This is a genomic window from Arthrobacter sp. 01L42 (assembly GCF_056400005.1).
On sequence record NZ_JBFTSL010000014.1, the window covers coordinates 97,542 to 123,629 of the forward strand.

Consider the following 26,088-nt stretch of genomic DNA (forward strand, 5'->3'; position numbering starts at 1 on the left):
CTGTGACGACCCGGTTCTGACCGCCCGGGCTGGCGATTATCCAGCTTGCAGGCGATGCTGCCGACCCGATCTCCACACCTGTGGATAACTTCTGTGGGTTGCCCTGTGAGTAAGTGGACAACTGTGCCCGCCCAGGCCCTGTTGCCTGGCGCCGGGCGGCACCAGCCCTGTTCCGGCCGTGCGCCGCGGGCACCCCAGGGAGTACTCCACAGAACGGTGCCACGGGCACACCAGGGACCGGTGCCTCAGGACCTCCAGGCGGCGCCGCGTCTCCCCGACGTTCTCCCAGCGCCGTCGCCCCCACAGGGCCCGCGCGCGGCGGCGGCAGGTCGCGACGGGCCGTGGGACGGCCGCGGTGTGTGTTTCAACAGGGTTATTCACAGTGTTAATAACTTGATGGTCTGAGCATCCGCGGGATTCAACCCGGCTCATGGCCCGGCAGAGGGGGTTGCGGCTCCGATGCGCCGGCTGTTATCCCCAGCTGTGGATAACTTGTGGGTAGTGGGCTGTTATTAAGTGGATAACTCGTCCGGTGCAGCTGTGGTCGGGACGGGCCACAACGGCGGGCGGGCGGCCTGCCCCGAGGCTGCCGTGAGCCGGCCGTGCGGCGGGACCGCGGTGCCATCCGCGGCCTGTTGCCGGGATCAGGGAACTTGTCCACAGGAAATCCACACTGTTAATAACTTACAGCAGTGTAATTCAGGACCGGCCGGGGATCTCAACAGTGGCTTTGCGCCCCGCTGTGGCCGCCGAACCCGGCTGAACCGCATGAAGACCCGGAAACTTATGAACAGTGTGGATAAGTTTCCCCAGACTTGTGCACAGCCGTGGATAATGAGGCGGGACCTCGCCGGGTCACCGCCGGGTCACTGCGGCCAGACGCCCGATGACCCGCGCCGGTGGCTGTCCAGCAGATGGGTGTCGACCATTCCGATGGCCTCCATGAGCGCGAACATCGTGGTGGGCCCCACGAAGGCGAAGCCCTTCTTGCGCAGCGCCTTGGAGAGCGCGACGGACTCGGCCGAGGTGGTGGGGACCTCATCCAGGGAGTTCGGCCGGGGTGTGGCGGGCGGCTGGAACGCCCATACGAAGTCAACCAGGCCGCCGTCGTCCCTCAACGCCAGAGTAGCGCGGGCATTGGTGATGGTTGCCTGGATCTTCAGCCGGTTCCGGACGATCCCGGCATCGAGCATGAGCCGCTCCACATCGGCGTCCGTGAAGCGCGCCACCAGTTCCGGGTCGAACTCCTTGAACGCCGCGCGGAAAGCGGGCCGCTTGCGCAGGATTGTCGCCCACGAAAGCCCCGCCTGGAATCCCTCGAGGCTGATGCGTTCGTAGAGGCCCTGTTCGTCCCGGACGGGCATGCCCCACTCGGAGTCGTAATACTCGCGCAGCATGGGATCCACGGCGGCCCACGCCGGCCGCGCCAGTCCGTCGTCGCCAATGGTCGAGCCGTTTACTGCCGGGGTCATCTGGATTCCTTCGCTGGGCCGGGACTAGTGCTGTGGGTTAACGGCGACGGGCCGGCACACTGTGTGTACCGGCCCGTCAGGGATCTGCGCCGCGCGGGCCTGGTGTCAGGAACGCCAGCGTGTGGTCATCAGGAAGCCGATGATCGCGATTCCGAAGCCGGCGACGATGTTCAACGAGCCCCAAGCCTGAACCGGGAAGGCGCCCTCTGTGATGTAGAACGTGATGATCCACAGCAGGCCAATGATCATCAGGCCAAACATGACGGGCTTGAACCAGACCGGATTGGGCTTGTAGGCCTCCGCGGCAGAAGTCTGCGGGGCCACACGGGCAGTCCTTTTACGCGGCTTCGACTCGGGCACTGATCCTCCTTGGCGGGCTGGAACAAGAGCGGCCAACGTGGCTTGGTATCCTGCAGGAAGCGAGCCCCCGCCGGCCAACGTGCTCTTGGTCGAGCTTGAATTCTTGTGTCGCACAATTCTAGCTGTAGTTCCGGCCACGCCGGGGACCCGCGCAACCGTCCTGGAGGAGAACCCGCAGTGCTGGAGTTGGAGCAGGAATCCGGCCGGACGGCGCGCAGCCGCCGCGGGCTGCTCCTGCGCTCCATCCACGTCGCGGGCGAGCTGCTCCTGACCGTGGGCGTCATTGTCCTGCTCTTTGTAGCCTGGCAGTTGTGGTGGACGAATGTGGCCTCCGACGCCCGGCAGCGCGAGGCGGTGCACGACTTTGCCCGCGGGATTGGAACAGCCGCTCCCGCAGCGCCGCCTCTGCCGTCGGCTGTTGCCCCGGATCCCGCCGACGCGCCCGAACCGGCCGAGGGCGCGACCATCGGCATCCTGTATGTTCCCCGTTTCGGCGCCGGATACACGCGTCCAATCGTTCAGGGAACCACTCCGGCGGTGTTGGACACTCTGGGCATCGGGCACTATCAGGGCACGGCCATGCCAGGGGCTGCGGGAAACTTCGCCCTGGCAGGGCACCGGCAGACCCACGGCGCCGTCCTGGACCATATCGACGCCCTGGTGCCCGGGGACCGGATCTACGTCCAGACCCGTGAGGGCTACTATGTCTACGTGTTCCGGAACAGCCAGACAGTCCTCCCCTCGCGGACCGATGTGCTGTTGCCGGTGCCGATGCGGCCGGGCGCCGCGCCGACAGAGAGCTACCTGACCATGACGAGCTGCAACCCGCGGTTAGGCTCCGAGGAACGTCTTGTGGCCTACGCCCTGCTGGAGCGGTGGCAGTCCCTTTCGGCTGGACCGCCCGCTGAAATTTCCCGGGCGGCCCGCGCGGCCGGGGAAGGCTGACGAATGTATGGCTGGCTTTTCCGCCGCCTTCCCGGGCCCTTGTGGCTCAGGATTGCGACCGCGCTGGTGCTGGCGGCCGGAGCACTGGTATTGATGGTTCAGTTCCTTTTTCCCTGGCTGGCGCAATTCACCCAGTTAACAGATTCAACGATTGGTTCGGCAAGGCACCCATGAGCACAACGAAGATCCTGGTCGTAGACAACTACGACAGCTTTGTCTACACCCTGGTCGGCTATCTCCAGGAGCTCGGTGCGGAGACCACCGTAGTCCGCAACGACGACGTCACGCTCGCCGAGGCGATCGAAATGGCCGAGGCGCGGGACGGGGTCCTTATCTCTCCCGGTCCGGGGAATCCAGCCGGGGCCGGCGTCTGCATTGAGCTGATCAAGTGGTGCGGCAGCCACGACAAGCCCATGCTGGGTGTCTGCCTGGGGCACCAGGCGCTGGCGGAGGCCTACGGCGGAACCGTGACGCACGCTCCCGAACTGATGCACGGCAAGACTTCCCTCGTCGAACACCATGGAACCAGCGTCTTTGCGGGGCTCCCGTCGCCCCTCACGGCCACCCGCTACCATTCGCTGGCCGCTGTCCGCGAGAGCATCCCGGAGGTCCTGGAGATCACCGCGGAAACGGGCACCGGTGTGGTGATGGGCCTGCAGCACCGCACCGCTCCGCTGTGCGGCGTCCAGTTCCACCCGGAATCCGTCCTGACCGAAGGCGGCTACCAGATGCTCGGCAACTGGCTGGAGTCGCTGGGCATGGCGGGCGCTGCCGAACGGGCAGCGGACCTGAGCCCGCTCATCAAGCACTGACCCGGCAGGCACTGGAAGCTCGGGCGCGGCGGTAGCCGGCACCTTAGGTTTTTCCCGACCGGGTTAGGGGAACAGTCCGCCCAGGGCCGCGTCCTCTTTGGACGCGCTCTTCGTCGGCGTCGGCGTGGGCGACGGCGGGGGCGGCGGCGGCGCCGGTGCCTTCGCCACGGTCACGGTAATGGTCTTGCCCTGTTCGACGAGCGAATCCGCGGCATCGGCCTGGCCTGTCACCTTGCCCGGAGCCACCTGGGAGTTCTCCACCTCGGTGGCCTTGAGCACCAGGCCCTGTTCCTTCAGTTTCGCCTCCGCCTCCGCCAGCGGCAGCCCGATCAGCTGCGGCACAGCCACCTTGCCGGTGGAGACGACGATTTCGACCGCGTCCGCCACGGCCACAACCTGGCCCGGGGCCGGGTTGGTGGTGATGACAATGCCGACCGGAACGGTGGGGTTGTTGGACATCTTGGTGGTGAGGGCGCCAGTCAGCCCCGTTTGGTGGAGAAGATCGCGGGCTGCCGCCTCGGTCCGGCCGGGCAGGTCCGTCGGGATGGTGATCGCGCTGGGGCCCTCGGAGATGTTGAGGATGATGTCCGAGTTGGCGTCCATGGAACTCCCCGACGTCGGCACGGTGCCAATCGCGGTGCCTTTGGGAATGCTCTCGTGCTGCAGCCGTTGGAGCTGTGGCTTGAAACCTGCGTTGTACAGCCTTTGCAGGGCCTCTGATTCCGTCAGGGACGTCACCGTGGGAACCAGTACCTTGGTTGCCTGCGGCGGGGCCTGATTCATGAGGTTGTACAGCCACAGGCCGCCGCCGGCCAGCACCAGCAGTGTGAGGACCACGAGCGTCGCGATCCAGGTGCGGCGGCGCGTCTTCTGGCGCGGGGTGTGCTCGCGTTCGACCGGCAGCGCCAGCGGCAGGCTGCCGGTGTCCGCAATGCCATAGAGTTCGGTGCCAGCCGGCTGCAGCACTTCCTCGTCGTCGGGTATTTCTTCGGCGGGCCGCAGCCGGCCGCCGGGGGAATCGTCGAGGAACTTGGCGCCGGTCAGGGAGAAAGCTGCCGTGGGCGCCAGGGGGTCGTGCCGGGGAACCTCGTTGGTGGGGTCGGTGGGGGCCTCGCTGGCGGACGGCGCCGTCACCGGAACGCCGCTGCGCGCGGCCCGCAGGGCGCGGCGGAAGGCGGCGGCGTCCTGGAAACGGTCGGCGCGGTTCTTCTGCAGGGCCTTCATCAACACGCTGTCCAGCGCGGCGGAGACTTCGGGATTGAGGCTGCTGGCGGGCTCGGGGATCTCGCGAACGTGCTGGTAGGCCACGGAGACGGGGCTGTCGCCGATGAAGGGCGGCCGGCCGGTCAGCATCTCGTAGAGAAGGCATCCGGCGGAGTACAGGTCGCTGCGCGCGTCGACGGCTTCGCCCCGCGCCTGTTCCGGGGACAGGTACTGCGCCGTGCCGACGACGGCCTGCGTCTGTGTCATGGTGGCGGACGAATCCGCAATGGCGCGGGCGATTCCGAAGTCCATGACCTTGACGCTGTTTGAATCGGGGCAAAACATCACGTTGGCGGGCTTGATGTCGCGGTGCACGATCCCGGCCTTGTGGCTGTAATCGAGCGCGGACAGCACGCCCAGGGTGAAGTCGATCGCCTGGTCGATGGTGACGTCCTTGGCCCGCACCATGTCGCGGATGGTCTTGCCGGAAACGAACTCCATCACGATGTAGGGCACCCGGACGCTGTCGTCGTGGTCACCGGGGACCGCGTGGTCCCCGGTGTCGAAGACAGCCACGATCGAGGGGTGGTTGAGTGCCGCGACAGCCTGGGCCTCGCGCTTGAAGCGGGCCTGGAACTGCGGATCCCGGGCCAGGTCCGGGCGCAGCAGCTTGACGGCCACGGTACGTCCCAGCCGGGTATCGAGGCCGCGGAAAACATCCGCCATGCCGCCACGGCCGATCAGCTCACCCAGCTCATAGCGCCCGCTGAGGACGCGCTGCGTGTTCGCCGGGCGTTCCTCCCTGTGCGACGGAGTGCGGGGTGTATTGCTCATGATCGTTTAGGGTCCGGACTTGGTAGCTGAAGGTGAAGGGGATGCGGCCGTGGCCTTGGCGAGGTGGTAGGTCACGACGCTTCCCGCGGTCACTTTGGACCCGGAAGGAGGCTGCGAGCTCACGAAAGTGCCCGGATCTTCCTTCTTGTTCGTGGGACTGACGTCGGCTCCCTTGGCCCAGCGCAGCCCGGCGTCCTGGATTGCCTGCTGGACTTCAGCCTCGCTGGCGCCCGCCTTGATGGACGGGACGTCGACCATTTCCGGGCCCTTGGAGTAGCTGACCGTGATGGTGGTGCCCGGCTGGACGGCACCGGAGGGATCGATGTTGGTGACGGTGCCTGGCGTCGCGTCGTTGACGACCTCGACACCGGTGACTTGCAGCCCCTTGCCAATCAGCTCATTGCGGACATCGTTGTACGGCCGCCCGAGGTAGGCGTCCGGGATCAGGTTGACCGCGGCCGGGGTGGATTCGGTGGGTGTCGCTGAGCTGGGCGTGGGGGTGGGGGTCTCGGTCGGGGAAGCCGACGACGCCGACGGCGTGGCACTGCTCGGTTTCGCGATGCTGGACGTGGCACTGCTCGTGGCCGGACCCTGCGAGGGGAAGAGGCTGCCGGCCTGGCTCAGGACCACACCGACCAGGGCGAACACCACCAGCAGGATCAGCGCAATCAGCGGCCACGTCCACGGGCTGCGTCCGCGGCGCTTCGGCTCCTCCTCCGGCTCGTCGTAGTCTTCTTCCTCCTCTTCCTGCACCCAGCTTCGCTCGGCCGCCAGGGCATCGGCGCGGTTGAGAGCGTTGCGGGCGCCGTAGCCGCTGGCTGCGGCAGCGCCTGCTGCCAAGCCCGCGGCTGCACCTGCACCGGCGGCGCCCACGACGGGCAGCGCGGACGTCGCCGACGTCGACTTGTCCTCTGCGGCGCTGGAGCCAATGACGCTGGTGGCCGCTGTGGGGACGTCGACGGGGGCCGTGATGGGCCCGGTGGCTGCCTCGAAAAGCAGCATGCCCGGTACGGCTGCGTGTGCGGCGGCGATATCACCGTTGCGGATGGCCTCGGCCGCCTCGGACAGCTTGATGGCGTCGGCCGGGCGGTTCTTCGGATCCTTGGCCAGCATGGACATCAGCAGGGCGCGGACGGGTCTGGGCAGCGTGTCCGGCAGGGGCGGAGGCGCATCGTTGACCTGGGCCAGCGCGATGGCGATCTGGGATTCCCCGGAGAACGGCCGGTGGCCCGTGAGGCACTCGTAGCCGATGACGCCGAGGGAGTAGATGTCCGAGGCTCCGGTGGCAGTCTGCCCCGTGGCCTGTTCGGGTGCCAGGTACTGGGCGGTGCCCATCACCTGGCCGGTCTGGGTCAGCGGAACCTGGTCGGCCAGGCGCGCGATGCCGAAGTCGGTGACCTTGACGCGGCCGTCGGGGGTGATGAGCAGGTTCCCCGGCTTGATGTCGCGGTGCACGAGGCCCTGGGCGTGGGCGACTGCCAGGGCCCGCGCCGTCTGGGCGATCATCGAAAGGGTGCGGTCCGGGGAAAGCACCTGTTCGTGCTCGATGATGCTGCTCAGCGGCTGGCCCGGAACCAGTTCCATGACCAGGTAGGCGGAACCCTCTTCCTCGCCGTAATCGAAGACGTTGGCGATGCCCACGTGGTTCAGCAGGGCGGTATGGCGTGCCTCGGCGCGGAAGCGCTGCAGGAAACCGGGGTCGCCCGTGTATTCCTCCTTGAGCACCTTGATGGCGACGATGCGGCCAAGGATCAGGTCTTTGGCTTTCCAGACTTCTCCCATGCCGCCGATCGCAATGCGCGTGGTCAGCTGGAATCTGCCGCCGAGGGTGATTCCCGAAGTAGGCCTCACTTATTCAACACCGCCTCAAAAATCTTCTTCGCGTTCGGACTGGTTAGGTTTGCGCCAGTGGTGATGTCTACGCCTTCCATGACGATGGTGACGGCCACTTGCGGGTCATTTGCCGGGGCAAACCCGGTAAACCAAGAATTGTTCAGGCCGTTGCCGAGTTCCGCGGTACCGGTCTTGCCGGCCACCTGGACACCGGGCACGGCCGCACGGTGTGCGATGCCGTCGTCGACAACGCTGACCATCCACTCGTTGATCTGCCGTGCGATCTCCGGAGTCGTGGCGGTGCGCAGGGCCTGGGGTTTCGGTTCGTTGATCGTCCGCAGGTCGGGGGCGCGTACGGCCTTGATCAGGTTCGGCTGCATCTGCACTCCGTCGTTGGCGATCGCCGCCGTCATGGTGTTGATCTGCAGCGGCGTGGCGCGGACGTCGCGCTGGCCGATCGAGGACTGCGCCAGCCCGGCGTCGTCCAGCGGTTCGGTCGGGAAGAAGCTTGGGGCACTGTCCAGCTTGAGCTGGTCGCCGAAGTCCTGGCCGAAGCCGAATTTCTCCGCCTCGTCCGCGATGGCTTTCTGCTTCAGGTCCAGGGCGATGCTGGCGAACGGTGTGTTGCATGACTGCTGCAGGGCAAACGCGAACGACGCCGTCGTGCGCGTGTAGCAGTTGCCGCCCGCGTAGTTGGGCAGCTTGTAGTCGATGCCGGGGAAGGACATCTCGGCCGGGTTGGGCAGGTCGCTGTCCTTGTTGTACTTGCCCGATTTCAGCGCCGCAGAGGTGTCGATGAGCTTGAACACCGATCCCGGTGCCAGCAGCTCGCCCGTGGGTCCAGAGACGTTCTGGTTCAGGTTGATCCCGGGGACCTGGTTCAGCTCGGTGTAGTTGGCCTGTTCGGCGGCAGCGTCCTGGGTGGCAATCAGGTTGGGGTCATAGGACGGTTTGGACACCATGGCCAGGACCGCGCCGGTCTTCGGGTTGGTGACCACGATGTGCCCGCGAATGCCGTCCGGGATGAGGTCGTACGCCAGCTTCTGGAGCTTGGGGTCCAGGGTAAGCTCCACGGACGCGCCCTTGGGCTGGTTGCCGAGGAACAACTGGCCCACCCGGTCCAGGAACTGCTGGTCCGAGCTGCCGGCCAGGACATCGTTCATGGACTTCTCGAGTCCGGTGAGGCCGTAGTTCTTGGAGAAGTAGCCGGTGACGCCCGCGTAGAGTTCGGGCTGGGAGTAAGTCCGCTGGAATTTGCAGCTTTCCGTGGCGGGCACGGACTCTGCCACCGGGGTGCCGCCGACAATGATCGCACCGCGGTCGTTGCAGTAGTTCTGCAGGATGGCGCGCCTGTTCCAAGCGTTGGCCTTAAGCTCGTCGGCGCCAACCACCTGCACATAGCTGAGCGCGCCGAAGATCAGCACGAACATCGCGATGGCGGCAATCCATGAATTGCGGATGGCCTGGTTCACAGCTGTTTCACCGCCTCGGTGGGTGCGTCGGGACTGTTACGGGGATCCGGCGCCGGTTTGGCAGGCAGCACGGGGAAGTTCTTGCGCGCACCGGGTTCCTGGCCGGGCGGCAACGGCGTTGTATCCACCGGGCCGCGCGCAGAGTGCGAAATCATGAGCAGCAGACCCACAATGATCCAGTTCGCCAGGAGCGAGGACCCGCCGGCAGCGAGGAACGGCGTCGTAAGTCCGGTCAGGGGGATCAGGCGCGTCACGCCGCCGATCACCACAAAGCACTGCAGCGCGATCGCGAAGGAGAGCCCGGTGGCGAGCAGTTTGCCGAACGCGTCACGGGTGCCCAGCGCGGCGCGGAAGCCCCGGGTGAACAGCAGCAGGTACATCAGGACGATCGCGAAGACGCCGATCAGGCCCAGTTCCTCACCAAAGGAGGCGATGATCATGTCGCTGTTGGCGAAGGGGACGAGGTTGGGCCGGCCCTGGCCGAGGCCGGTGCCGACCAGGCCGCCGTTGGCCATGCCGAACAGGCCCTCGACAATTTGGAGGCTGCCGCCGAACTGCCGGCCGTAGACCTCATCGGTGAACGCGTTGAGCCAGCCGTCGATCCGCAGGGCCACGTGCGAGAACACGCGGGCAGCGACGACGCCGCCGACGGCAATCAGCACGAGGCCGATGATCACCCAGCTGATGCGGCTCGTGGCGACGTAGATCATGACGAGGAACAGGCCGAAGAACAGGATCGAGGATCCCAGGTCACGCTGGAAGACCAGCACGCCGATGCTCACGAGCCAGGCGGTGATCATGGGGCCCATGTCCTTGAACCGCGGGAACTGCACCGGGCCGATCTTGCGGCCCGCCAGCAGGATGAGGTCCCGGTTCGACGACAGATAGCCGGCAAAGAAGATGGCCAGCGTGATCTTGGCGATTTCACCCGGCTGGAAGGTCATGGAACCGATCTTGATCCAGACGCTGGCACCCAGGACCTCTCCGGCGGAGACGCCGGGAACCAGCGGCAGGATGAGGAGCACGGCGCTGATGGCCAGGGAGATATAGGTGAAGCGGCGCAGGATCCGGTGGTCCTTGAGGAACCAAATGACCGCGATCGCGACCGCCATGGCCACCAGGGTCCAGCGCAGCTGGTTGTTGCCGGTGTCTTCGCCCACCCTGTCCAGCCGGTGGATCATGGCCAGGCCCAGCCCGTTAAGGGCGACCACGAGCGGAAGTATTACCGGGTCGGCATATTTTGCGCGGAGCCGCAGCACCACATGGAAGGCGAGGGCGGCCAACGCCAGGAGTCCGGACTGGAACCAGAAGTCGGTGTCAAACGCTTTTTGCCGGTCCACGCCCACGAGTGCCTGGGCACCAATCCCTACGGCGAGGGCGAGGACCAGGAGGACAAGCTCCACGTTTCGTCGTGGCCTGGGCACGGGGTCGATGGGTGTCATTTGGCCCCCTCGCAATTCGTAGTCGGGGTGGCGGATGGCGACGGCTTGGCCGCTCCAGGGGAGGCTGTGGCACTTGGCGACGCCGTGGAGCCCGGCTTGGCCGTGGTGCCGGGGGAGGGGGTGGCACCGGCGGCCGTCGCTGCGGGGGACGGGGTGAGGCATTCATCGGCCGGGGCGGTCGTGCCGGTGCGTTCCAGGTTTTTGACGATCCGCTGCGCGTCGTAGAGGTCGCGGGCGGGCACAGTCTGGCGCACCCGCTGCTGCGAAAATTCGGGAAGGTCGGACATCTTGATATCGGTTACCGCTTCGAGAGTGGAAAGCTGGATGGGTCCGAGACGCTGGGAGACGCCGTTGAAGATGGCCACATGCTGATCGTGTTCGCCGATGTAGTAGCGCGTCTGGGTCCAGGCGTAGCCAAGCCAGAGTCCGACGGCCAGCAGCGCGACGATCGCGGCGGCAATGGATACGGTAAGCCACCGGCGCGGCCGTCCGGCGGGCCTGAAGTCGTCTGCCTCCTCGCGGTCCTGTTCGGACTTGTGCGTGAGGACCGTGGCCGCGCGCCGGGCCACGGTGCGTCCGGCGATGGAAGGAATGGACCCTGATTCCGCTGCTGCGGCGGCGGCCCCGACAAGTTCGTGCGGGCGCATGGAGAGTTCTTCCCGCAGGACTTCGGCCGAGAGGTGTTCGCCCAGATGCGGGTCGGTGGTGGTCTCGGGTTCCTTGCCCTCGGCGGCCTTCTGTGTGGCGGCGGCCGGCGCCGTGCCGTCGGCCGGGGACCCTGGGGCCGGGTCGGCCGGCGGCCCCGAGGCTCCTGCCGCGGCGGCCAGCGCGTCGGGCCCGGTGTCCTGGGCGGAGTTGTCCTTCTTTACGGACTCGTTTACGGACTCGCCGGGGGTTTTCGCGGCACCAACGGTGCTGCCGGCCAGGGTCCCGGCCAGGGGTCCGGCCGGGGCGGGCGCTGACGTCCCGGCGGCCGCTGCGGGCGCGGGTACGACGTCGACGGCGGCGGTCCGGACGTCATCGCGTGTCGGCTCGGCGATGTCGAGTACCACCACGGTCACGTTGTCCGGGGCGCCGGCCTCCAGCGTGAGTTCAATCAGCAGTTCGGCGCATTCGCCCAGGTCCTTCGTCTCCCGGACGGTGCGCTCCACGACGTGGCCGGCCACATAGTTCAGGCCGTCCGAGCAGAGCAACCATCGTTCCCCGGCCTGGACTGCCAGTGTGTCAAGATCCAGCTCCGGGCTGGCATCGACGTCGCCCAGCACGCGCATGAGGACGTTCTTGTGCGGATGCGTTTCGGCCTCTTCGGGGCGGAGCCTGCCCTCATCGATGAGCCGCTGGACAAAGGTGTGGTCGACACTGACCTGTTCGAAGTCGCCGTCGCGCAGCCGGTAGGCCCGGGAGTCGCCGATGTGGGCGAAGTGGAGCTTTCCTTCGGCGAGGAGCAGGGCCGTGACCGTGGTGCCCATCCCGGCGAGCTTGGGATTCATGTGCACCAGTTCGGACAGCAGGGAGTTGGCCGTCTGGATTTCGTCGGCGAGGACGGTCCCGGCGTCGCCGTCGTAGTCGTCATGGTCCAGGTGGATCATGTCCAGGACGGTCGCGGCGGAGGCGACGTCGCCGCCGGCATGGCCACCCATGCCGTCGGCAACGACGGCGAGGTGCCGGCCGACGTAGGCGGAGTCGTCATTCTTGGCGCGTATGCGGCCGACGTCTGACCGCGCGGCGTAGCGCATGATGAGCGGCCGCTTCGGGGCAGTTGGCTTGCCTTCGGCCCTGTCTGCGGGAAATTCCGGGGCAGCCACGGCTACGGCCTCAATTCGATGACCGTCTTGCCGATTCTCACGGGGACGCCCAGCTCCACCGGGAGGGCCCGGGTCAGCTGCTGGTCTGCCAGATACGTGCCATTAGTGGAGCCGAGGTCCTCGATGAACCAGCGGCTGCCCTGCGGGAACAGGCGGGCATGGCGGCCCGAGGCGTAGTCGTCCTCCAGGACCAGGGTGGCTTCCTGTGCCCGGCCAAGGAGGATGGGGCTCGCCGCGAGGGCGATGGTGGTGCCCTTCAACGGTCCCTCGGTCACGATCAGCTGGCGGGCCTGCTGTTTGACGGGGGCGGGCGGCGGTTCGGCAAGGGAAGGATTCTTGCGCACCTGGCGTGCCGTGGGGGCACCGGCCGCCGCCTTGCGGCCGATCATCAGGTCTCGGCGCATGGCCGAGACAATGCTGAAGATCAGCACCCACAGGAGGATGAGGAACCCGAAACGCAGGGCCGTGATGGTCAATTCGCTCATGCGTGGCCGCCTGGGTGGGCGGGCAGTAGGCGGAAGATGATTTTGGTTCGTCCCATCATGATCGTGGCGCCGTCAGCAAGATCCGAACTGCCCACGATCTTTTGGCCGTTGACGTAGCTGCCGTTCGTGGAGCCGAGATCGATCGCCTGGGCCGTACCAGGCCCCGTCCGGATTTCCAGGTGGCGGCGCGAAACGCCGGTGTCGTCAATAAGGATGTCTGCTTCGGAGGACCGTCCGAGGACGATTGAGGGCGCGTTCAGCGAATAGCGCTGGCCGTCGATGTCCAGCACAGGCTGAAGCTGCGCCGGCTGGCGTGTCGGAGCCGCGGGTACGTTGCCGTGAATACCCGGCTGCGCCGGGACGGAAGGGGCGGAGGCTTTCTCGGTCCGCGAGGTGATGTCGAAATTCCCGGCGCGGTGCTCCTCATCGCGGCGGAAACTGATCCGGACCGGGCCCTGGAGGGTGTAGCCCTGGCTGCGGACATGGTTGATGACGACGTCGCACAGTTCCTCCGCGAGCGGTGTGCCCCATTCCTGGGCGCGCTGGAAGTCCTCGCTGCTGAGGAGTACGTCAAAAACGTTAGGGGCCAGGGTGCGTCCCGCGGCGATCGTGATGGCCTTGTTGTCCACCTCGGTGCGGAGGCGGCTCGCGATCTCGACAGGCTCAACCTGGGCGCGGGAACCGGTGGAGAAGACTCCGCGGACGGCCTTTTCGATGCCGCGCTCGACTTTGTCCAGCAATCCCATGGTCCTTCTCCTTTCCTGTTGGCTGCGGGGCAGCGTTCGTTCCGGAACTCGGTTTCCAACTTTTGCGAGCCCGCGCTCAGCGGACACTCCTACATCAGATACTACTGGGCGTGTCTGGGAATGGCCTCAACGGACGCCGCCGGGGCGACGTCAAAATGAGTGCCCGCCGCGCCCTGACGTGCGCGGACACCGCCGCCGGGACTGCCGCGGCGGGTCCCCGCTTGACGCCCGGCCGCGGGGCAAGCGTGGCCGGCAAACGACCCCATTCAGGGGGCTCTGGGGCTCGATTGGTGTTTTCCGGCAATTGTCCGTTATGCTTGATCTCGCTGCTTTTACGAGGTTGGCGGTCCGGGAAACCGGCCCTATCCGAGTGGAAGAAGTTGCGCGCGAGTGGCGGAACGGCAGACGCGCTGGCTTCAGGTGCCAGTGTCCGAAAGGGCGTGGGGGTTCAAATCCCCCCTCGCGCACGCAATCGAAAGAACCCCGGTCTTGGACCGGGGTTCTTTTGTTTAACCCGCACGGGGGCAGCCGGCGTCGGGGTTTCCCGGTTTCCCCACATTCGAAGGCTTGGCCCGGCGTGTTGCGCCGACACACCGGTGTGGGGCGGCGCCGGTCCGTCAAAAGTGGGGAAACTCCGCAGCAGCGGACTCCGCAGCAGCGGACCACGCGGCAAGAGCACGCGGCAAGACCGCTAGGCTGCCCGCAGTGCCCCGAGCCCGGCGAGGAGTGCCTCGAGTCCCAGCTTGAAGGCGACGTCGGCCGGTTTTTCATGGCCTTCCTCGGCCAGGCGCTGGACGGCGGCGGTGAAATGCGGTGTCGACGCGGCCATGGTGCCGGAATCGAAGATGTCCGCGGGTGCCGTGACGTCGTAGGCGGAGCCAAAGATGAACGATTCGATCGCGACAATGGCCGGGACAATGCGCTCCTGCGGAAAGCCTGCGCGGCTGAAACCGGCACTGACGGCCTCATACATGGCCAGTGTCTTGGGCGCGTCGGTCACGGGCAGTACGGCAATGACGGGAATCAGTGGGGTGTGCTTGGAAAATACGTCGCGGTAGCTCCAGGCCCAATCCCTCACGGCCTGTTCCCAGTCCCCGGCCTCGAAGGCGGTGACGTCCACGAACGAGGTCAAGTGGTCCTGGACGAGGACCAGCACGTCCCGTTTGGACGAGACATGGTTGTACAGCGCCGAGGGAGCCACGTTGAGGGTCCGCGCCAGGGCAGCCATGGTGAACCCGTCGTAGCCGCTCTTGCCAATCAGCTGCAGGGCCGCCACGGTGATGCCGTTCTGGTCCAGCACTGCCGCGGCGGGCCGTCCCGCACGGCGGCGGGGCCTGGCTGCGGGGCCGTGCGGATCGGCGGGGGCGCTGGTTGCTGCCGTCATTCCGGGCCTTTCTTCTCTGCTTGGCTTCTCAGTTTGGCTGGCGGGTTCGGGGTGAGCCCGTTCTGCCCCTACTTTACGGGCGAAATTCATTAGGCGGAGGGTCTTCCCCGAAGCGTGTGGAAGGTCTATCATTCTAAATGAACGCCATTCATTTTGTGGTCCGCATCACTCTAGCGGCCACGGGGAGGAACATCATGCTGGAACTTGACCGCGACGTCGTCATCGTAGGAGCCGGCCCGTCAGGCTTGACCGCCGCCCGCGAGCTGAAAAAGGCCGGACTCAGTGTGGCGGTGCTCGAGGCGCGGGACCGCGTGGGCGGCCGGACCTGGACCGACACGGTTGACGGGGCCATGCTCGAGATCGGCGGCCAGTGGGTTTCGCCGGACCAGACCGGGCTCCTGGGGCTCCTGGATGAGCTCGGACTGCAGACCTATTCCCGCTACCGCGACGGCGAATCCGTCTACATTGGCGCGGACGGCAGGCGCACCCTGTACACCGGTGACACCTTCCCGGTCAGCGAAACCACCGCCGTCGAAATGGACAAGCTCACGGCACTGCTGGACTCCCTGGCCGCGGAGATGGTTCCCGAGGAGCCGTGGGCCCACCCCAAGGCCCGCGAGCTGGACACCATCTCCTTTCACCATTGGCTGCGGCAGAACTCAACAGATGAGGAAGCCTGCAACAACATCGGCCTGTTCATCGCCGGCGGCATGCTGACCAAACCGGCCCACGCCTTCTCCGCCCTGCAGGCCGTCCTCATGGCTGCCTCGGCGGGGTCCTTCACCAACCTCACGGATGAGGACTTCATCCTGGACAAGCGGGTTGTCGGCGGGATGCAGCAGGTTTCGCTGCTGCAGGCCGCGGAACTGGGCGACGACGTCGTCCTCGGCAGCCCGGTCCGCACCATCAACTGGGCCAATGACGCGAGCGGAGGCTACCGTGTCACTGCCGTCTCCGACCGGGCCACGGTGAACGCACGTTTCGTCATCATGGCCGTGCCGCCGAACCTCTACACCCGGGTGTCCTTTAACCCGCCGTTGCCCCGCCGCCAGCACCAGATGCACCAGCACCAGTCACTCGGCCTGGTCATCAAGGTCCACGCCGTCTACAGCAGCCCGTTCTGGCGCGAAGACGGCCTGTCCGGAACGGCCTTCGGCGCCGGCGCCATTGTGCAGGAGGTCTACGACAACACCAACCACGAGGACCCGCGCGGCACGCTGGTGGGCTTTGTCTCGGATGAGAAGGCCGACGCCATGTTCGAGCTCAGCGCGGAGGACCGCCGCCGCGCCATCCTCGAGTCGATTGCGTCCTTCCTCGGCGAAAAGGCCCTGGATCCCGAGGTTTACTACGAGTCCGACTGGGGTTCGGAGGAATGGACCCGGGGGGCTTACGCCGCCAGCTACGACCTTGGCGGACTGCACCGCTACGGCAAGGACCAGCTGACGCCGGTCGGGCCGATCTATTGGTCCTGCTCGGATCTTGCGGCCGAGGGCTACCAGCATGTTGACGGCGCCGTCCGGATGGGGCAGCTCACGGCGGCCCGGATCGTCGCTGCTGCGGACCGTGCGTCCGTCGCCTCGTAGAAAATCCCAACAATTCAGTTGAATGCAGTCCAGTTCAGTTAGGAGAGCGGCCAGATGCGTTACGTAGTGGGGTATTCAGCCAATGCCAGGGGCCATGATGCGGTCAATCTGGCCGTCTCCCTGGCGCTCGGGCGGGGGGCGAGCCTGGACCTTGTGCTGGTGGTGCCCGAAGTGCAGCAGTCCGGGCACGCCCTCGCGCCGAAGGCCGGCTTCGAAAATCTGCTCACCGAGCAGGCCCAGGAGTGGCTCGACCAGGCCCTGGCGCTGGTTCCATCCAGTGTCCCGGCGCAGGCACACATCCGCAGCCATGATTCCGACGCGCACGCACTGATCGAGGCGGCCGAGGAATTGGGCGCGGACATGCTCATCATCGGGGCCACCAGCACCGGACTCTTCAAACGGTTCACGATCGGGTCGGTGGCCAGTGCATTGCTCCACGCCTCGACCGTTCCGGTGGCCCTGGCACCGCACGGCTATCACCGCCAGGAGGCTCTGACCCGGATCAGTTGCGGGCTCGGAACCCGGGCCGGTGCGGAGAAGCTGCTCGAATTCGCCCTAGGCATGGCGTCGAACCGGGACGTGCCACTGCGGGTGGTGTCGCTTCTGGCCCTCGACGGCGATGCGGCCGATTCAGCCGACGCGGCCCGGGAGTATGCGGCCAAGTGCCTTGCCGACGCACTGGCTGCCGGCGGGCCGGCAGTACCGGGGGAGGCGAAGGCGGAGGTCCCGGGGGAGGCCAAGACGGAAGCCCAGGTAGAGGCGAAGACGGAAATCGTCGTCGCCCACGGGCGCAGCATCGAGGAAGCCGTGGACCGCCTGGACTGGGAAGACGGCGAGGTCCTGTTGATCGGATCCAGCCGGCTTGCCAAGGGCCGGTCCATCTTCCTCGGCAGCACAGCGGGCCGCATTCTGCGCGCCCTGCCGGTGCCGATGATCGTGGTCCCCAGCGACTATGAACTCAAGCACCTCAATCATTCAGCGTCGAGTGACACCCCCCGAGAGGCACAACAATGAGCGCAGACCATGCGATGTCCAAGCCGTCGCAGACAGGGCAGCAGACAGGACAGCACACCGAACAGCAGCACGGACTCAGTGAGAAGGGCCTGAAAGCCGGATCGGTGGGGCTCATTGGCGCCGTCGTCATCGGCATTTCCTGTATCGCCCCGGCATACACCCTTACGGCCGCCCTGGGTCCCACCGTGGCCGAGGTCGGCGTGCAACTGCCGGCGATCTTCCTGGTGGGCTTTATCCCCATGCTGCTGGTGGCCTTCGGCTACCGGGAGCTGAACAACGCCATGCCCGACGCCGGGACCTCCTTCACCTGGGCGTCGCGGGCGTTCGGCCCCTGGATTGGCTGGATGGGCGGCTGGGGACTCATCGCCGCCACCATCATCGTGCTCTCGAACCTGGCCGCCGTAGCGGTGGACTTCTTCTACCTCATGCTGGCGCAGATCTTCGGCAATCCCGAACTCGCCGACCTCACCACCAACCTGCCGCTGAATATCGCGACCACGCTGGTGTTTATCGCCCTCGCGTGCTGGATCTCCTACCGCGGCATGGAAACCACCAAGACCGTCCAGTACGTTCTCGTGGGATTTCAGTTGCTGGTCCTCGCCTGGTTCTCGATCTCAGCGTTCAGCCACGTCGCCAACGGAACCGCCTTTGACGCCACGGCCATCTCCCCGGACTGGTTTAACCCGTTCGCCGTGGGATCCTTCTCCGCCTTCGCCGCCGGCGTTTCGCTGTCCATCTTCATCTACTGGGGCTGGGACGTCACGCTGACCATGAACGAGGAGACCAAGAACCCGGAGAAAACGCCGGGACGTGCCGCCACGATCACCGTGCTGGTCATCGTGATCATCTACATGACGGTTGCCCTGGCCACGCTGAGCTACGCCGGCGTCGGCGACACGGGGCTGGGCACCGGCAACCCGGAGAACCAGGGCAGCATCTTCGCCGTTCTGGCGGGACCGGTAATGGGCCCGTTCGCCATCCTGATGTCCCTGGCTATCCTGAGCAGCTCCGCCGCGTCTCTGCAGTCCACATTTGTCTCGCCGGCGCGCACCCTGCTGTCCATGGGCCATTACCGGGCGCTGCCGCAGAAGTTCGGCAGGATCAGCCCCACATACAAGTCGCCGAGTTATGCCACGATCGCCTCTGCCATCGCGGCCGCGGCGTTCTATGTCATCACCCGGACCACGTCGGAAAACGCACTGTGGGACACCATCACGGCCCTGGGCATGATGATCTGCTTCTACTACGGCATCACCGCGTTGGCCTGTGTCTGGTTCTTCCGCGCCGAGGCGTTCAGCGGAGCGAGGGCCTTCTTCTTCAAGTTCCTCGCGCCACTCCTGGGCGGCGTCATCCTGCTGGTCATGTTCGTCAAGACCGCCTACGACTCCATGGATCCCGCGTACGGATCAGGGTCGTCGATCGGCGGTGTGGGGCTGGTCTTCATCCTGGGCATGGGCGTCCTCCTGCTGGGCGTGGTGCTCATGCTGGTCATGGCCAAGCTCCGCCCCGAGTTCTTCAGGGGCCAGGTCCTGACCCGCGGGCACTGAGTCCACTGCCGGTTCAGGGAAGGTCCCGGGAAGGTCTCCGGCCGGCCGCCATTGGAAAGTAAGCACACTTACCAATAGGCTGTCCGGAGGGGGACCTTCCTCCGTTGGAACCAGAACGAGGTGAGAGCATGTCGGATGCCGAAAGCATCAGCAAGGTCACGGACATCATCAACGATTCGCACATCGGAATGTTCACCACCATCAACGAAGCAGGCGCGCTCGTCAGCCGGCCACTGGCCGTCCAGGAGGTCAAAGACGACGGCGACATGTGGTTTTTCACGTCGGCGACCACCTCTCAGGTGGCCCACATCCGCGCCAACCCGGCGGTGAACGTCTCCTTCGGCAAGCGCACCGAGTGGGTTTCGGTGGCCGGGACCGCTGAAGTGGTCACTGACCGGCAACTGATCCACGACATGTGGAATCAGGTGGTGGAGGCCTGGTTCCCGGACGGGCCGGACACCCCTGAGGTGGTCCTGCTCCACGTCGACTCGGACTCCGCCGAGTACTGGACCAGCCCGGGCGGCACGGCGGCCACCGTGCTGCAGTGGATCAAGTCCAAGGTGACCAACAGCCGGATGAGCGTGGGCAACAGCGGAACGGTCGAGCTGTAGCGCGCCGAACCCGGGCCACCGCCCGGTCTCACCGGTGGATATTGCCGCTCGATATCACCGCTCAGAGCCGATGACGGCCGATCGGGACCGGACTGCTCCTAGTCGGTGATTTTCAGGCCGGTGCCCCAGTTGAAGGTTGGATACGCGGGGTTGGCCTGCAGCGCCATGACCAGCAGCATGAAGCCCTCGAGTTCTCGTGCGTGACGCAGTCCGCCCACCTGGAGCGGACGCAGCCCGGCGGCTTCGGCGAAGACCGCAACCTCGTTGCGGGCCTCTTCGGAGTCCGAGGCGATGAAGACATCCATCGGCTGGCCGCCGGCTGCCCCGGACCCGAGCGGGCCGGCAAAGGTGGTGTTGAAGGCTTTCACCACCCGTGCGCCCGGGAGCAGTCCGGCGATTTCCTCCGCCGCCGACGTCCCCGGGGCGACCACCAGCGAGTCGAAGGTTTCGGTGTCAATCGGATTGCTGATGTCCACCACCGTCTTGCCGCTGAGCGTGTCGCCGAAATGCGTGGCAACTTCCCTGGCCGGGCCGAAGTACAGCGCGAGGACGACGATGTCTCCCTCGGGAACCTCGCTCAGGCCGCCGGAGCTGGTGGTGCCGCCAAGTTCAGCAGCGAGCTTGGCGGCATTCTCCGGCGTCCGGTCCAAGATCTGGACGGAGCGCCCGGCGGCGACAGCCCGGGTTCCGATCGCCCGTGCCATATTGCCGCTGCCGATGATCGTGATGTCAGTCATGATGGAACCTTTCCAAGGTGGCCGCGAACTGCCGGATCGGCAATTCCGGGGAATCAGCCGTGCGCGTGGTCCGGGCCAGGCGGCCCGGCGGCGCTGACGCCGGCCGCGCGTTCGGCGGCAGCGAGGGCATGTTCCAGCCGTTCCACGGCCGGGGCGTAGGCGGCATCGGTGCAGGCGCGGTCCGTACGGCCGCCGAGGCCCTCGGCGGCCTTGATCGCCCGGATCAGTGCCGCGGTTTCCGGTTGCCGGGTATCGCTCATCGCGGGATAGTCAATCGAGAACCCCGGATCCAGTTCGTACCGCTGCCACCGGGCGAGGGCGCTCCGGTGCCGTGCGGCGGCCGCCTCGTTCAAGAGCCGGGTTTCCCGGCTGGCCCGGCGGGCTTCCTGCCGGCGGAGCAGCCGGGGTGCCGCAGCGACGGCCGCCAGGGCAGCCCCCGCGGCCAGCATCCCGAGCGCCAGGCCGGCCCAGGGCCATGTGGAAGAGGCCAGGACGATGGCGGGCACAATGACGGCGAGTCCGGCGAATGCGTCCCAAAACGCGCCGTCCGCGCCTTCGGAAGGCCCGTCGTCGGCCGCCAGGTGCTTGCGGGCGAAATAGACCGAGGCGAACGCTGCCCCGGCAACCAGAATGGCGAGGGCCAGGAACTGCCAGGCCGCGAGGGCGCCGGATAGTGAAAGCGTCATTGCACACCTCCCCGGAACGGTCCCGGGCGGGCGCTGTTCCGCTAGTTCCATTGGAATCCCTGGCGGCGGGGCCGTCAATGCCTGCCGGGCCGGGGCAATGCCCGGCGCCAGCGCGGACGCAAACCCAGGCGCCAGGGCCGGTGCGGAGGCCGCGTCGCGGTTCCTACGCCGAGCCTCCCGGCGTAGCCTAGGGGCCATGCGACTGAAAATGTGCAGTATCCACGTCAAGGATCCAGCCTCGGCCCATGAGTTCTACACCGGCACGCTGGGCTTCGAAACGCTGATGGCCATGCCGGAGCACAACCTCTTCATCATCAAGGATCCGGATGTTGCCGGAGGCGCCGGACTGCTGCTGGAACCCAGTGACAACCCGATCGGCGCGGCCTACATGAACGGTCTGCACGACGCCGGGATTCCCGCGATCGTCTTTGGCGTGCCGGACGTGCGCGCCGAATACGACCGGCTGGCGGCCAAGGGCGTGATGTTCCAGGGGGAACCGTCCGAGGGGCCCGGCGGGACCAGTGTGGTGTTGGATGACGGCTGCGGGAACTTCGTGCAGCTGCACCAGGACTAGATGCCGGACCACCGCGCCCTGACTCTGCCTAACGGCTCGTCTTGTCCTTGTCCGGGTGCTCGTCGCCGATATGGCCCGGTGCATTGGCGGCCAGGACCCGGGCCACGAAGGAGGCATACTCCTCCATATAGTGGCGCAGCAACCCGGCCGTAGCCTCGTCCTTGACCTCACCGTCCTCGCCGTAGGCCTCCGGGACGAAGCGGATGTAGGCCTCCGGAGCATTCAGCTGCGGCGCGTCGAGGAAGCTCAGCACGCTGCGGAAAGAGGACTGCATCACGGCCGTCCCAATGCCGCCGGGGGAGGCGCCGATGATCCCGGTAGGCTTGCGGGCGAAGGAGTTCGTGCCCCAGGGCCTGGATCCCCAGTCGATGGCGTTTTTGAGCGCTCCGGGGATGGACCGGTTGTATTCGGGCGAGACGAACAGGATGCCGTCGGAAGCCGAGATGGCATCTTTGAGGGCCTGCCCAACAGGTGGGAAAGCGGCATCAAAATCCGGGCTGTACAACGGCAAATCCCTGATGGGGATCTCCGTGAACTCCAATTCCGCAGGTGCAAGCCGAATCAGCGCCCTGGACAAAGTGCGGTTGATGGAATTGCTCGAGAGGCTCCCGACAAAATATCCGATCTTGAAGCCCATGGCCTTGTTCCTTCCCGATACGCCGCCGGTGGCAGGTGAATTGGGATGCGGAGGGGATCGGACCGGCGGCCCCGACCCATTCCGCGAGCGTAGTCCTGCGTCCGCGGGTTGAAAAGAGCGGCCGGGAGAAAGCGCGTGCCGCTATTCGGCCTTGGCGCGGGCTTTCTTGGCGTCCTTCTTGGCGGCCTCGTCCTTGACCCGCTGGGCCTCGGCGCGGACGGCGGCGTGGGTGGCGCGCTCGGCCACCAGCCAGGCCGGGGGAGCCTGAAGCAGTGCGGTGATTTCCGCGGTCGTCAGCGCTTCCTCAACACCACCGCGGGCCAGCCCGGCGATGGAGACGTTGAGCTTCTGCGCGACCACGGGGCGCGGGTGCGGGCCGTTGCGGCGCAGTTCCGCGAGCCACTCCGGCGGGTTGGCCTGGAGATCGGCAAAATCAGCGCGGGTGATGGTTGAATCCTGGAACTCCTGGGGTGTCGCCGGCAGGTAGATGCCAAGCTTCTTGGCAACGGTGGCCGGTTTCATGGACTGGGAGTTTGCAGAGGTCATAGTCCAAGGGTATCCGGCGGCACGCCCGCAGGGCACCAACCCAGTACCAACCCAGTACCAAACCAGCGCCGGATCAGCACGGTGCTGCCATCGAGGCGGACCCCCGCGCCACCCCGGGCGGTACTGTGAACATGTGTCCGCAGCAGAAGAACCATCCCAGACCCCCGACGAAACCGCCGTCGTCCCAGCCGTCGCAGTCGGGCGGGAGCTGCGCTTCGCGTACGTGGCCGGTGTGACACCGGGCAAATGGATCCGCCGCTGGGAGGAACGGATGCCCGATGTTCCGCTGCACTCCTTTATGTCCGACGACGGCGCGCAGCTGTCCGTGCTCCGTGACGGTACCGCGGACCTGAGTTTCGTCCGGCTCCCGGTGGAACGCGAGGGCCTCAGCGTGATCCCGCTCTACGAGGAGCAGCCTGTGGTGGTGGCACCGAAGGGGCACGAGGTCTCCTTGTTTGAAGAAGTGGACCTGGCGGACCTGTCTGCCGAGACGTTTCTCGATGTGCAGGACCTCGGCGGACCCGCGATGGCCCTGCAGGTGGTGGCCTCCGGTGCCGGGCTGGTGATCCTGCCGATGTCCGTGGCCCGGCACTTCAACGTCAAGGACACCGTGGCGCGGAAGCTCACGGGCTCGCCCGGCACGGAGATTGCCCTGGCCTGGCCGAGCGACGCCACGGACGAGGTCATCGAGGAATTCATCGGTATTGTCCGCGGACGCACCGCGGCGAGCTCGCGCCAGCCCTCGGCGCAGCAGGAGAAACCCAAACGCGAGCCCAAGCCGGACCGGCGCGGCACCGGAGCCGCCAAGAAGCCCAAGGTGGCGCAGCGTTACGCGCCCAACCCGGACAAGGGCCGCGGCAAGGGATCCCGGAAAAAGGGGAAACGCTAGGCCTGTGGAGTTGGACGCTCCTGGCGGCGTTCTGCCGTTGCGGGAACGGCGAAGATAGGCCGTCAGATTGGCCCGCTCATGCGGACAGGTTCGTTTCTATCACCATCAAAATACATCCTCCAAAAAGGGCAACAGAACTCAAATAGATTCCCACGAGAATGGCAACTGCTGCCGAATGAAGGAGGCCCAGTTCAAAAACACCGAAGATCAGGGCGACAGCCACGGTTGCTGCCGTGAGGACCGCCGGAATCAATATTTTCGGAGTTTCGGAAGCTAACGAGACGCTTCCAATCACTTGAGGAGACCCCCTACAAAACGTTGGCGAGGAGCTAAGGCTGCCGCGGCGCCGTGGCTGTTGCGCTGTTGGTATTTCCAGATAGTGCTAAGAGCTGGCGATATGGTTGAGCATCAGTAGCCGCACTATCTTGGGGAAAAATGATATTGGCGCTCTCTACATCGGAAGTGAATCCACTGGTGCCGTCATGGGCATCATGGGATTCCCGCTGATCCTGAACGCAATCTTGTTCATTGCAGCGCTCGTGAGCATTGCGCGCAATAGGACTCATACCACTGGCGGTACTGTCGTTTGGGCCCTCATCGTTCTTGCAGTACCGCTATTTGGCTCGGTTCTGTGGTTTTTGTTTGGGCGCAGAGAAACATCCAATTCTCGTCTCCGCGATCAAGCGAGAAAGCGGCATGATCGGGTGAATCTGAGCAGCCCGGGACGATGATCACGACGATAATCGACGCATGACTGAGCACTTACCGTCCTGGCCGACCACACCACCGACCTACGGTTCAGTCGTTTTGCGCGAGTTCACCGACGACGACGTACATCTCGCCACCGAGTTGGGAGACGATCCTTACATCCCTCTCATTGGCAGCCTTCCCGCACTCCCCACGGCACAGCAGGCTCTGGAGTGGATCTACCGGCAGCGCGGCCGGTTCGCCGAAGGAAAAGGGCTGTCCTTCGCCATCGCCGATGCCGAATCCGACAACGCCGTCGGTGCGATCGGACTGTGGCTTCAGAACATGTCGGCCGGCCGCGCAACGGTCGGCTACTCGGTTGCCCCCGCGCACCGGGGTCGCGGGATTGCCACCAGCGCGTTAAAGGCACTGACCGCGTTCGCTTGGACCATCCCCACTCTGCACCGGATCGAGCTGTACATCGAGCCGTGGAACAGCAACTCAAGTCGCGTTGCCGAGGCGTCTGGTTTCCAGCGGGAGGGCCTGCTCCGCAGCCACCAGGAGATTGGTAACACCCGGCGCGACATGCTGCTCTATGCGACAACGCGACCTTAACGGGCTCTCCGCGGTTGGTGGTGAATTCGGGCTCGTGTCTTTAGACGCGAGGGGCCCGTAGCCCTGTTGTGATGGATGTTCTTGACGCATTCATCGATGACAGGACTACGAGCCTTGACCGAGCTTACTTCCCGGCGCCCCGACGCTGCCACGCTCCACTCGACGGCTGCGGGACATGCTTGTCTCCGCCGTCATTGATTCCGGCCGCGCCGCCACCGAGACCGCTGCCGCGCACGGGGTTTCGTGGTGGCTGGTCCAACGGGCCTTGAACATGGCGGCCACCAGGCTTCCGGACGTGGACAAGCTGRGGCCACGGATGCTGGGCATCGACGAACACCGTTTCCGGTCCGTCCGGTTCTTCAAGGACCCCGCTACCAAGGCCTGGAAGCGCTTCGAGCCCTGGATGACCACGATCGTGGATCTGGACACCGGGCAGGTCCTCGGTGTGGTCGACGGCCGCGACCACAAGGGCGTCGGCGAGTGGCTCTTCAAGCGCCCGCTGGAATGGCGCCTCGGCGTGCAGGTCGTGGCGATCGACCCGTCCGCGGCCTTCCGGAAGGCCCTGCGGATGTGGCTGCCGCGCACCGCCGTCTCGGTCGACGCCTTCCACCTGGTCCTGCTCGGCAACAACATGCTCACCGAAGTCCGGCAGCGACTGACACAGGAAACCAAGGGCCGGCGCGGACGCACCACCGACCCGGTCTGGGCCAACCGACGGCTGCTGCTGCGGGCCGGTGAGACACTCTCGGACAGAGGCAATGACCGGCTTCGGCAAGTCTTCGACGTTGATGACCCGACCGGCAAGCTGCAGGCGGCCTGGAACGTCAAAGAGCAGCTCCGCGCCYTGCTGCGCACCGGATCACTCGAAGACGCCGCCGCGGCGAAGGCAAGACTCGGGCAACTCGTCGAACGAGCCGCCCAGCCCGAGACGACCAGGCTCTGGCGCACAGTCTGCCGCTGGTGGAAGGAAATCGAAGTCCTCATCGTCACCGGCGCCACCACCGCAAAAGTCGAAGCGAACAACACCGCCATCAAACACCTGAAACGGACAGGACGGGGATTCGTCAATAGCCGGAACTACACCACCCGCATTATGCTCAGAAGCGCCGCCAGAACGGCGGCCTGAACATTCACCGCACACCGGAAATCACCACGAACCGGGGAGAGCC

25 protein-coding genes, 1 tRNA gene and 1 pseudogene are annotated in these 26,088 nt (G+C 66.0%); 12 read left to right on the forward strand and 15 right to left on the reverse strand.

Going from position 1 to position 26,088, the window contains the following annotated elements; genetic code table 11:
* Positions 1-866 precede the first annotated feature (866 nt).
* Positions 867-1,472 (reverse strand): DNA-3-methyladenine glycosylase I, encoded by a 606-nt coding sequence (locus tag AC1DN2_RS13640; RefSeq protein WP_476850711.1) that lies wholly within the window; start codon positions 1,470-1,472, stop codon positions 867-869.
* A gap of 105 nt (positions 1,473-1,577) precedes the next feature.
* Positions 1,578-1,832, reverse strand: a complete 255-nt coding sequence (locus tag AC1DN2_RS13645; RefSeq protein ID WP_028278234.1) for a cell division protein CrgA — start codon at positions 1,830-1,832, stop codon at positions 1,578-1,580.
* 177 nt (positions 1,833-2,009) lie between these two features.
* Between AC1DN2_RS13645 and AC1DN2_RS13650 the strand changes: the two genes are divergently transcribed.
* Positions 2,010-2,777 (forward strand): class E sortase, encoded by a 768-nt coding sequence (locus AC1DN2_RS13650; RefSeq protein ID WP_476850712.1) that lies wholly within the window; start codon positions 2,010-2,012, stop codon positions 2,775-2,777.
* A gap of 170 nt (positions 2,778-2,947) precedes the next feature.
* The gene (locus AC1DN2_RS13655) at positions 2,948-3,589 is read left to right on the forward strand and encodes an anthranilate synthase component II (RefSeq protein ID WP_028278232.1); all 642 of its coding nucleotides are present in this window, start codon (positions 2,948-2,950) and stop codon (positions 3,587-3,589) included.
* A gap of 63 nt (positions 3,590-3,652) precedes the next feature.
* Here AC1DN2_RS13655 and pknB read toward each other — a convergent pair whose 3' ends face one another.
* Genes pknB through AC1DN2_RS13690 form a run of 7 tightly spaced genes read right to left on the reverse strand, consistent with a single transcriptional unit; the run spans position 3,653 to position 13,409 of the window.
* The gene (gene pknB / locus AC1DN2_RS13660) at positions 3,653-5,626 is read right to left on the reverse strand and encodes a Stk1 family PASTA domain-containing Ser/Thr kinase (protein WP_476850713.1); all 1,974 of its coding nucleotides are present in this window, start codon (positions 5,624-5,626) and stop codon (positions 3,653-3,655) included.
* 6 nt (positions 5,627-5,632) lie between these two features.
* Positions 5,633-7,477: a protein kinase domain-containing protein gene (locus AC1DN2_RS13665; RefSeq protein WP_476850714.1), complete on the reverse strand. Its 1,845-nt coding sequence runs from the start codon at positions 7,475-7,477 to the stop codon at positions 5,633-5,635.
* Positions 7,474-8,931 (reverse strand): peptidoglycan D,D-transpeptidase FtsI family protein, encoded by a 1,458-nt coding sequence (locus AC1DN2_RS13670; RefSeq protein ID WP_476850715.1) that lies wholly within the window; start codon positions 8,929-8,931, stop codon positions 7,474-7,476. The genes AC1DN2_RS13665 and AC1DN2_RS13670 overlap by 4 nt, the downstream gene beginning before the upstream one ends.
* Complete coding sequence (locus AC1DN2_RS13675) at positions 8,928-10,373, reverse strand: FtsW/RodA/SpoVE family cell cycle protein (RefSeq protein ID WP_476850716.1); 1,446 nt, start codon at positions 10,371-10,373, stop codon at positions 8,928-8,930. The genes AC1DN2_RS13670 and AC1DN2_RS13675 overlap by 4 nt, the downstream gene beginning before the upstream one ends.
* Entirely contained in the window at positions 10,370-12,178 is a 1,809-nt protein-coding gene (locus AC1DN2_RS13680; protein WP_476850717.1) for a PP2C family protein-serine/threonine phosphatase, read from the reverse strand. The genes AC1DN2_RS13675 and AC1DN2_RS13680 overlap by 4 nt, the downstream gene beginning before the upstream one ends.
* Positions 12,179-12,180: 2 nt before the next feature.
* A complete protein-coding gene (locus AC1DN2_RS13685) occupies positions 12,181-12,663 on the reverse strand; it encodes an FHA domain-containing protein FhaB/FipA (protein WP_018775647.1) in 483 nt (160 codons plus the stop codon).
* A complete protein-coding gene (locus AC1DN2_RS13690) occupies positions 12,660-13,409 on the reverse strand; it encodes an FhaA domain-containing protein (protein ID WP_223914854.1) in 750 nt (249 codons plus the stop codon). The genes AC1DN2_RS13685 and AC1DN2_RS13690 overlap by 4 nt, the downstream gene beginning before the upstream one ends.
* A 384-nt stretch (positions 13,410-13,793) precedes the next feature.
* On the opposite strand from AC1DN2_RS13690, the gene AC1DN2_RS13695 reads away from it, so the two are divergent.
* Positions 13,794-13,876: transfer RNA gene (locus AC1DN2_RS13695), tRNA-Leu, on the forward strand.
* 224 nt (positions 13,877-14,100) lie between these two features.
* Here the strand turns inward: AC1DN2_RS13695 and AC1DN2_RS13700 are convergent.
* Entirely contained in the window at positions 14,101-14,793 is a 693-nt protein-coding gene (locus AC1DN2_RS13700; RefSeq protein ID WP_476850718.1) for a TetR/AcrR family transcriptional regulator, read from the reverse strand.
* A 194-nt stretch (positions 14,794-14,987) separates the two neighbouring features.
* Here AC1DN2_RS13700 and AC1DN2_RS13705 point away from each other — a divergent pair, with 194 nt between their 5' ends.
* The 4 genes from AC1DN2_RS13705 to AC1DN2_RS13720 all read left to right on the forward strand — a co-directional run bounded on the left by AC1DN2_RS13705 (position 14,988) and on the right by AC1DN2_RS13720 (position 19,548).
* On the forward strand, positions 14,988-16,376 hold the full coding sequence (locus tag AC1DN2_RS13705; protein ID WP_476850726.1) for a flavin monoamine oxidase family protein: 1,389 nt from the start codon (positions 14,988-14,990) through the stop codon (positions 16,374-16,376).
* Between the two features lie 54 nt (positions 16,377-16,430).
* Positions 16,431-17,390: a universal stress protein gene (locus AC1DN2_RS13710; RefSeq protein ID WP_459383496.1), complete on the forward strand. Its 960-nt coding sequence runs from the start codon at positions 16,431-16,433 to the stop codon at positions 17,388-17,390.
* Between the two features lie 14 nt (positions 17,391-17,404).
* Positions 17,405-18,937, forward strand: coding sequence for an APC family permease (locus AC1DN2_RS13715; RefSeq protein WP_476850727.1), 1,533 nt, complete (start codon positions 17,405-17,407; stop codon positions 18,935-18,937).
* Between the two features lie 128 nt (positions 18,938-19,065).
* A complete protein-coding gene (locus AC1DN2_RS13720) occupies positions 19,066-19,548 on the forward strand; it encodes a pyridoxamine 5'-phosphate oxidase family protein (protein ID WP_230008243.1) in 483 nt (160 codons plus the stop codon).
* Between the two features lie 98 nt (positions 19,549-19,646).
* Here the strand turns inward: AC1DN2_RS13720 and AC1DN2_RS13725 are convergent, their stop codons facing one another.
* Both AC1DN2_RS13725 and AC1DN2_RS13730 read right to left on the reverse strand, forming a co-directional pair.
* Positions 19,647-20,285 carry an NADPH-dependent F420 reductase gene (locus AC1DN2_RS13725; RefSeq protein WP_230008242.1) on the reverse strand — a complete coding sequence of 213 codons (639 nt, stop codon included), beginning with the start codon at positions 20,283-20,285 and terminating at the stop codon, positions 19,647-19,649.
* Positions 20,286-20,338: 53 nt separating this feature from the next.
* Positions 20,339-20,971 carry a hypothetical protein gene (locus AC1DN2_RS13730; protein WP_230008241.1) on the reverse strand — a complete coding sequence of 211 codons (633 nt, stop codon included), beginning with the start codon at positions 20,969-20,971 and terminating at the stop codon, positions 20,339-20,341.
* A 196-nt stretch (positions 20,972-21,167) separates the two neighbouring features.
* Between AC1DN2_RS13730 and AC1DN2_RS13735 the strand changes: the two genes are divergently transcribed.
* Positions 21,168-21,545 carry a VOC family protein gene (locus AC1DN2_RS13735; protein WP_476850719.1) on the forward strand — a complete coding sequence of 126 codons (378 nt, stop codon included), beginning with the start codon at positions 21,168-21,170 and terminating at the stop codon, positions 21,543-21,545.
* 28 nt (positions 21,546-21,573) lie between these two features.
* On the opposite strand, the gene AC1DN2_RS13740 is transcribed toward AC1DN2_RS13735, so the two are convergent.
* A complete protein-coding gene (locus AC1DN2_RS13740; RefSeq protein ID WP_230008239.1) occupies positions 21,574-22,182 on the reverse strand; it encodes an NADPH-dependent FMN reductase in 609 nt (202 codons plus the stop codon).
* A gap of 141 nt (positions 22,183-22,323) precedes the next feature.
* Positions 22,324-22,728: a DUF5997 family protein gene (locus AC1DN2_RS13745; RefSeq protein WP_018775636.1), complete on the reverse strand. Its 405-nt coding sequence runs from the start codon at positions 22,726-22,728 to the stop codon at positions 22,324-22,326.
* A gap of 133 nt (positions 22,729-22,861) precedes the next feature.
* Between AC1DN2_RS13745 and AC1DN2_RS13750 the strand changes: the two genes are divergently transcribed.
* Complete coding sequence (locus tag AC1DN2_RS13750; protein ID WP_476850720.1) at positions 22,862-23,617, forward strand: LysR family substrate-binding domain-containing protein; 756 nt, start codon at positions 22,862-22,864, stop codon at positions 23,615-23,617.
* A gap of 76 nt (positions 23,618-23,693) precedes the next feature.
* On the opposite strand, the gene AC1DN2_RS13755 is transcribed toward AC1DN2_RS13750, so the two are convergent.
* Complete coding sequence (locus AC1DN2_RS13755; protein ID WP_476850721.1) at positions 23,694-23,912, reverse strand: hypothetical protein; 219 nt, start codon at positions 23,910-23,912, stop codon at positions 23,694-23,696.
* Between the two features lie 196 nt (positions 23,913-24,108).
* Between AC1DN2_RS13755 and AC1DN2_RS13760 the strand changes: the two genes are divergently transcribed.
* The 3 genes and pseudogenes from AC1DN2_RS13760 to AC1DN2_RS13770 form a co-directional block, all read left to right on the forward strand.
* Positions 24,109-24,348 carry a PLD nuclease N-terminal domain-containing protein gene (locus tag AC1DN2_RS13760; protein WP_476850728.1) on the forward strand — a complete coding sequence of 80 codons (240 nt, stop codon included), beginning with the start codon at positions 24,109-24,111 and terminating at the stop codon, positions 24,346-24,348.
* 19 nt (positions 24,349-24,367) lie between these two features.
* On the forward strand, positions 24,368-24,919 hold the full coding sequence (locus AC1DN2_RS13765) for a GNAT family N-acetyltransferase (protein WP_223914846.1): 552 nt from the start codon (positions 24,368-24,370) through the stop codon (positions 24,917-24,919).
* 139 nt (positions 24,920-25,058) lie between these two features.
* Positions 25,059-26,045: pseudogene (locus tag AC1DN2_RS13770) on the forward strand (ISL3 family transposase); the annotation flags it as partial.
* Positions 26,046-26,088 lie beyond the last annotated feature (43 nt).

Excerpts from the sequence above, each read along its gene's own strand:
- AC1DN2_RS13640 (WP_476850711.1), bottom strand. The coding sequence starts at position 1,472 with ATGACCCCGGCAGTAAACGGCTCGACCATTGGCGACGACGGACTGGCG.
- AC1DN2_RS13655 (WP_028278232.1), top strand. The coding sequence starts at position 2,948 with ATGAGCACAACGAAGATCCTGGTCGTAGACAACTACGACAGCTTTGTC.
- pknB (WP_476850713.1), bottom strand. The coding sequence starts at position 5,626 with ATGAGCAATACACCCCGCACTCCGTCGCACAGGGAGGAACGCCCGGCG.
- AC1DN2_RS13675 (WP_476850716.1), bottom strand. The coding sequence starts at position 10,373 with ATGACACCCATCGACCCCGTGCCCAGGCCACGACGAAACGTGGAGCTT.
- AC1DN2_RS13685 (WP_018775647.1), bottom strand. The coding sequence starts at position 12,663 with ATGAGCGAATTGACCATCACGGCCCTGCGTTTCGGGTTCCTCATCCTC.
- AC1DN2_RS13690 (WP_223914854.1), bottom strand. The coding sequence starts at position 13,409 with ATGGGATTGCTGGACAAAGTCGAGCGCGGCATCGAAAAGGCCGTCCGC.
- AC1DN2_RS13700 (WP_476850718.1), bottom strand. The coding sequence starts at position 14,793 with ATGACGGCAGCAACCAGCGCCCCCGCCGATCCGCACGGCCCCGCAGCC.
- AC1DN2_RS13705 (WP_476850726.1), top strand. The coding sequence starts at position 14,988 with ATGCTGGAACTTGACCGCGACGTCGTCATCGTAGGAGCCGGCCCGTCA.
- AC1DN2_RS13710 (WP_459383496.1), top strand. The coding sequence starts at position 16,431 with ATGCGTTACGTAGTGGGGTATTCAGCCAATGCCAGGGGCCATGATGCG.
- AC1DN2_RS13715 (WP_476850727.1), top strand. The coding sequence starts at position 17,405 with ATGTCCAAGCCGTCGCAGACAGGGCAGCAGACAGGACAGCACACCGAA.
- AC1DN2_RS13720 (WP_230008243.1), top strand. The coding sequence starts at position 19,066 with ATGTCGGATGCCGAAAGCATCAGCAAGGTCACGGACATCATCAACGAT.
- AC1DN2_RS13725 (WP_230008242.1), bottom strand. The coding sequence starts at position 20,285 with ATGACTGACATCACGATCATCGGCAGCGGCAATATGGCACGGGCGATC.
- AC1DN2_RS13730 (WP_230008241.1), bottom strand. The coding sequence starts at position 20,971 with ATGACGCTTTCACTATCCGGCGCCCTCGCGGCCTGGCAGTTCCTGGCC.
- AC1DN2_RS13735 (WP_476850719.1), top strand. The coding sequence starts at position 21,168 with ATGCGACTGAAAATGTGCAGTATCCACGTCAAGGATCCAGCCTCGGCC.
- AC1DN2_RS13740 (WP_230008239.1), bottom strand. The coding sequence starts at position 22,182 with ATGGGCTTCAAGATCGGATATTTTGTCGGGAGCCTCTCGAGCAATTCC.
- AC1DN2_RS13745 (WP_018775636.1), bottom strand. The coding sequence starts at position 22,728 with ATGACCTCTGCAAACTCCCAGTCCATGAAACCGGCCACCGTTGCCAAG.
- AC1DN2_RS13760 (WP_476850728.1), top strand. The coding sequence starts at position 24,109 with ATGGGATTCCCGCTGATCCTGAACGCAATCTTGTTCATTGCAGCGCTC.
- AC1DN2_RS13765 (WP_223914846.1), top strand. The coding sequence starts at position 24,368 with ATGACTGAGCACTTACCGTCCTGGCCGACCACACCACCGACCTACGGT.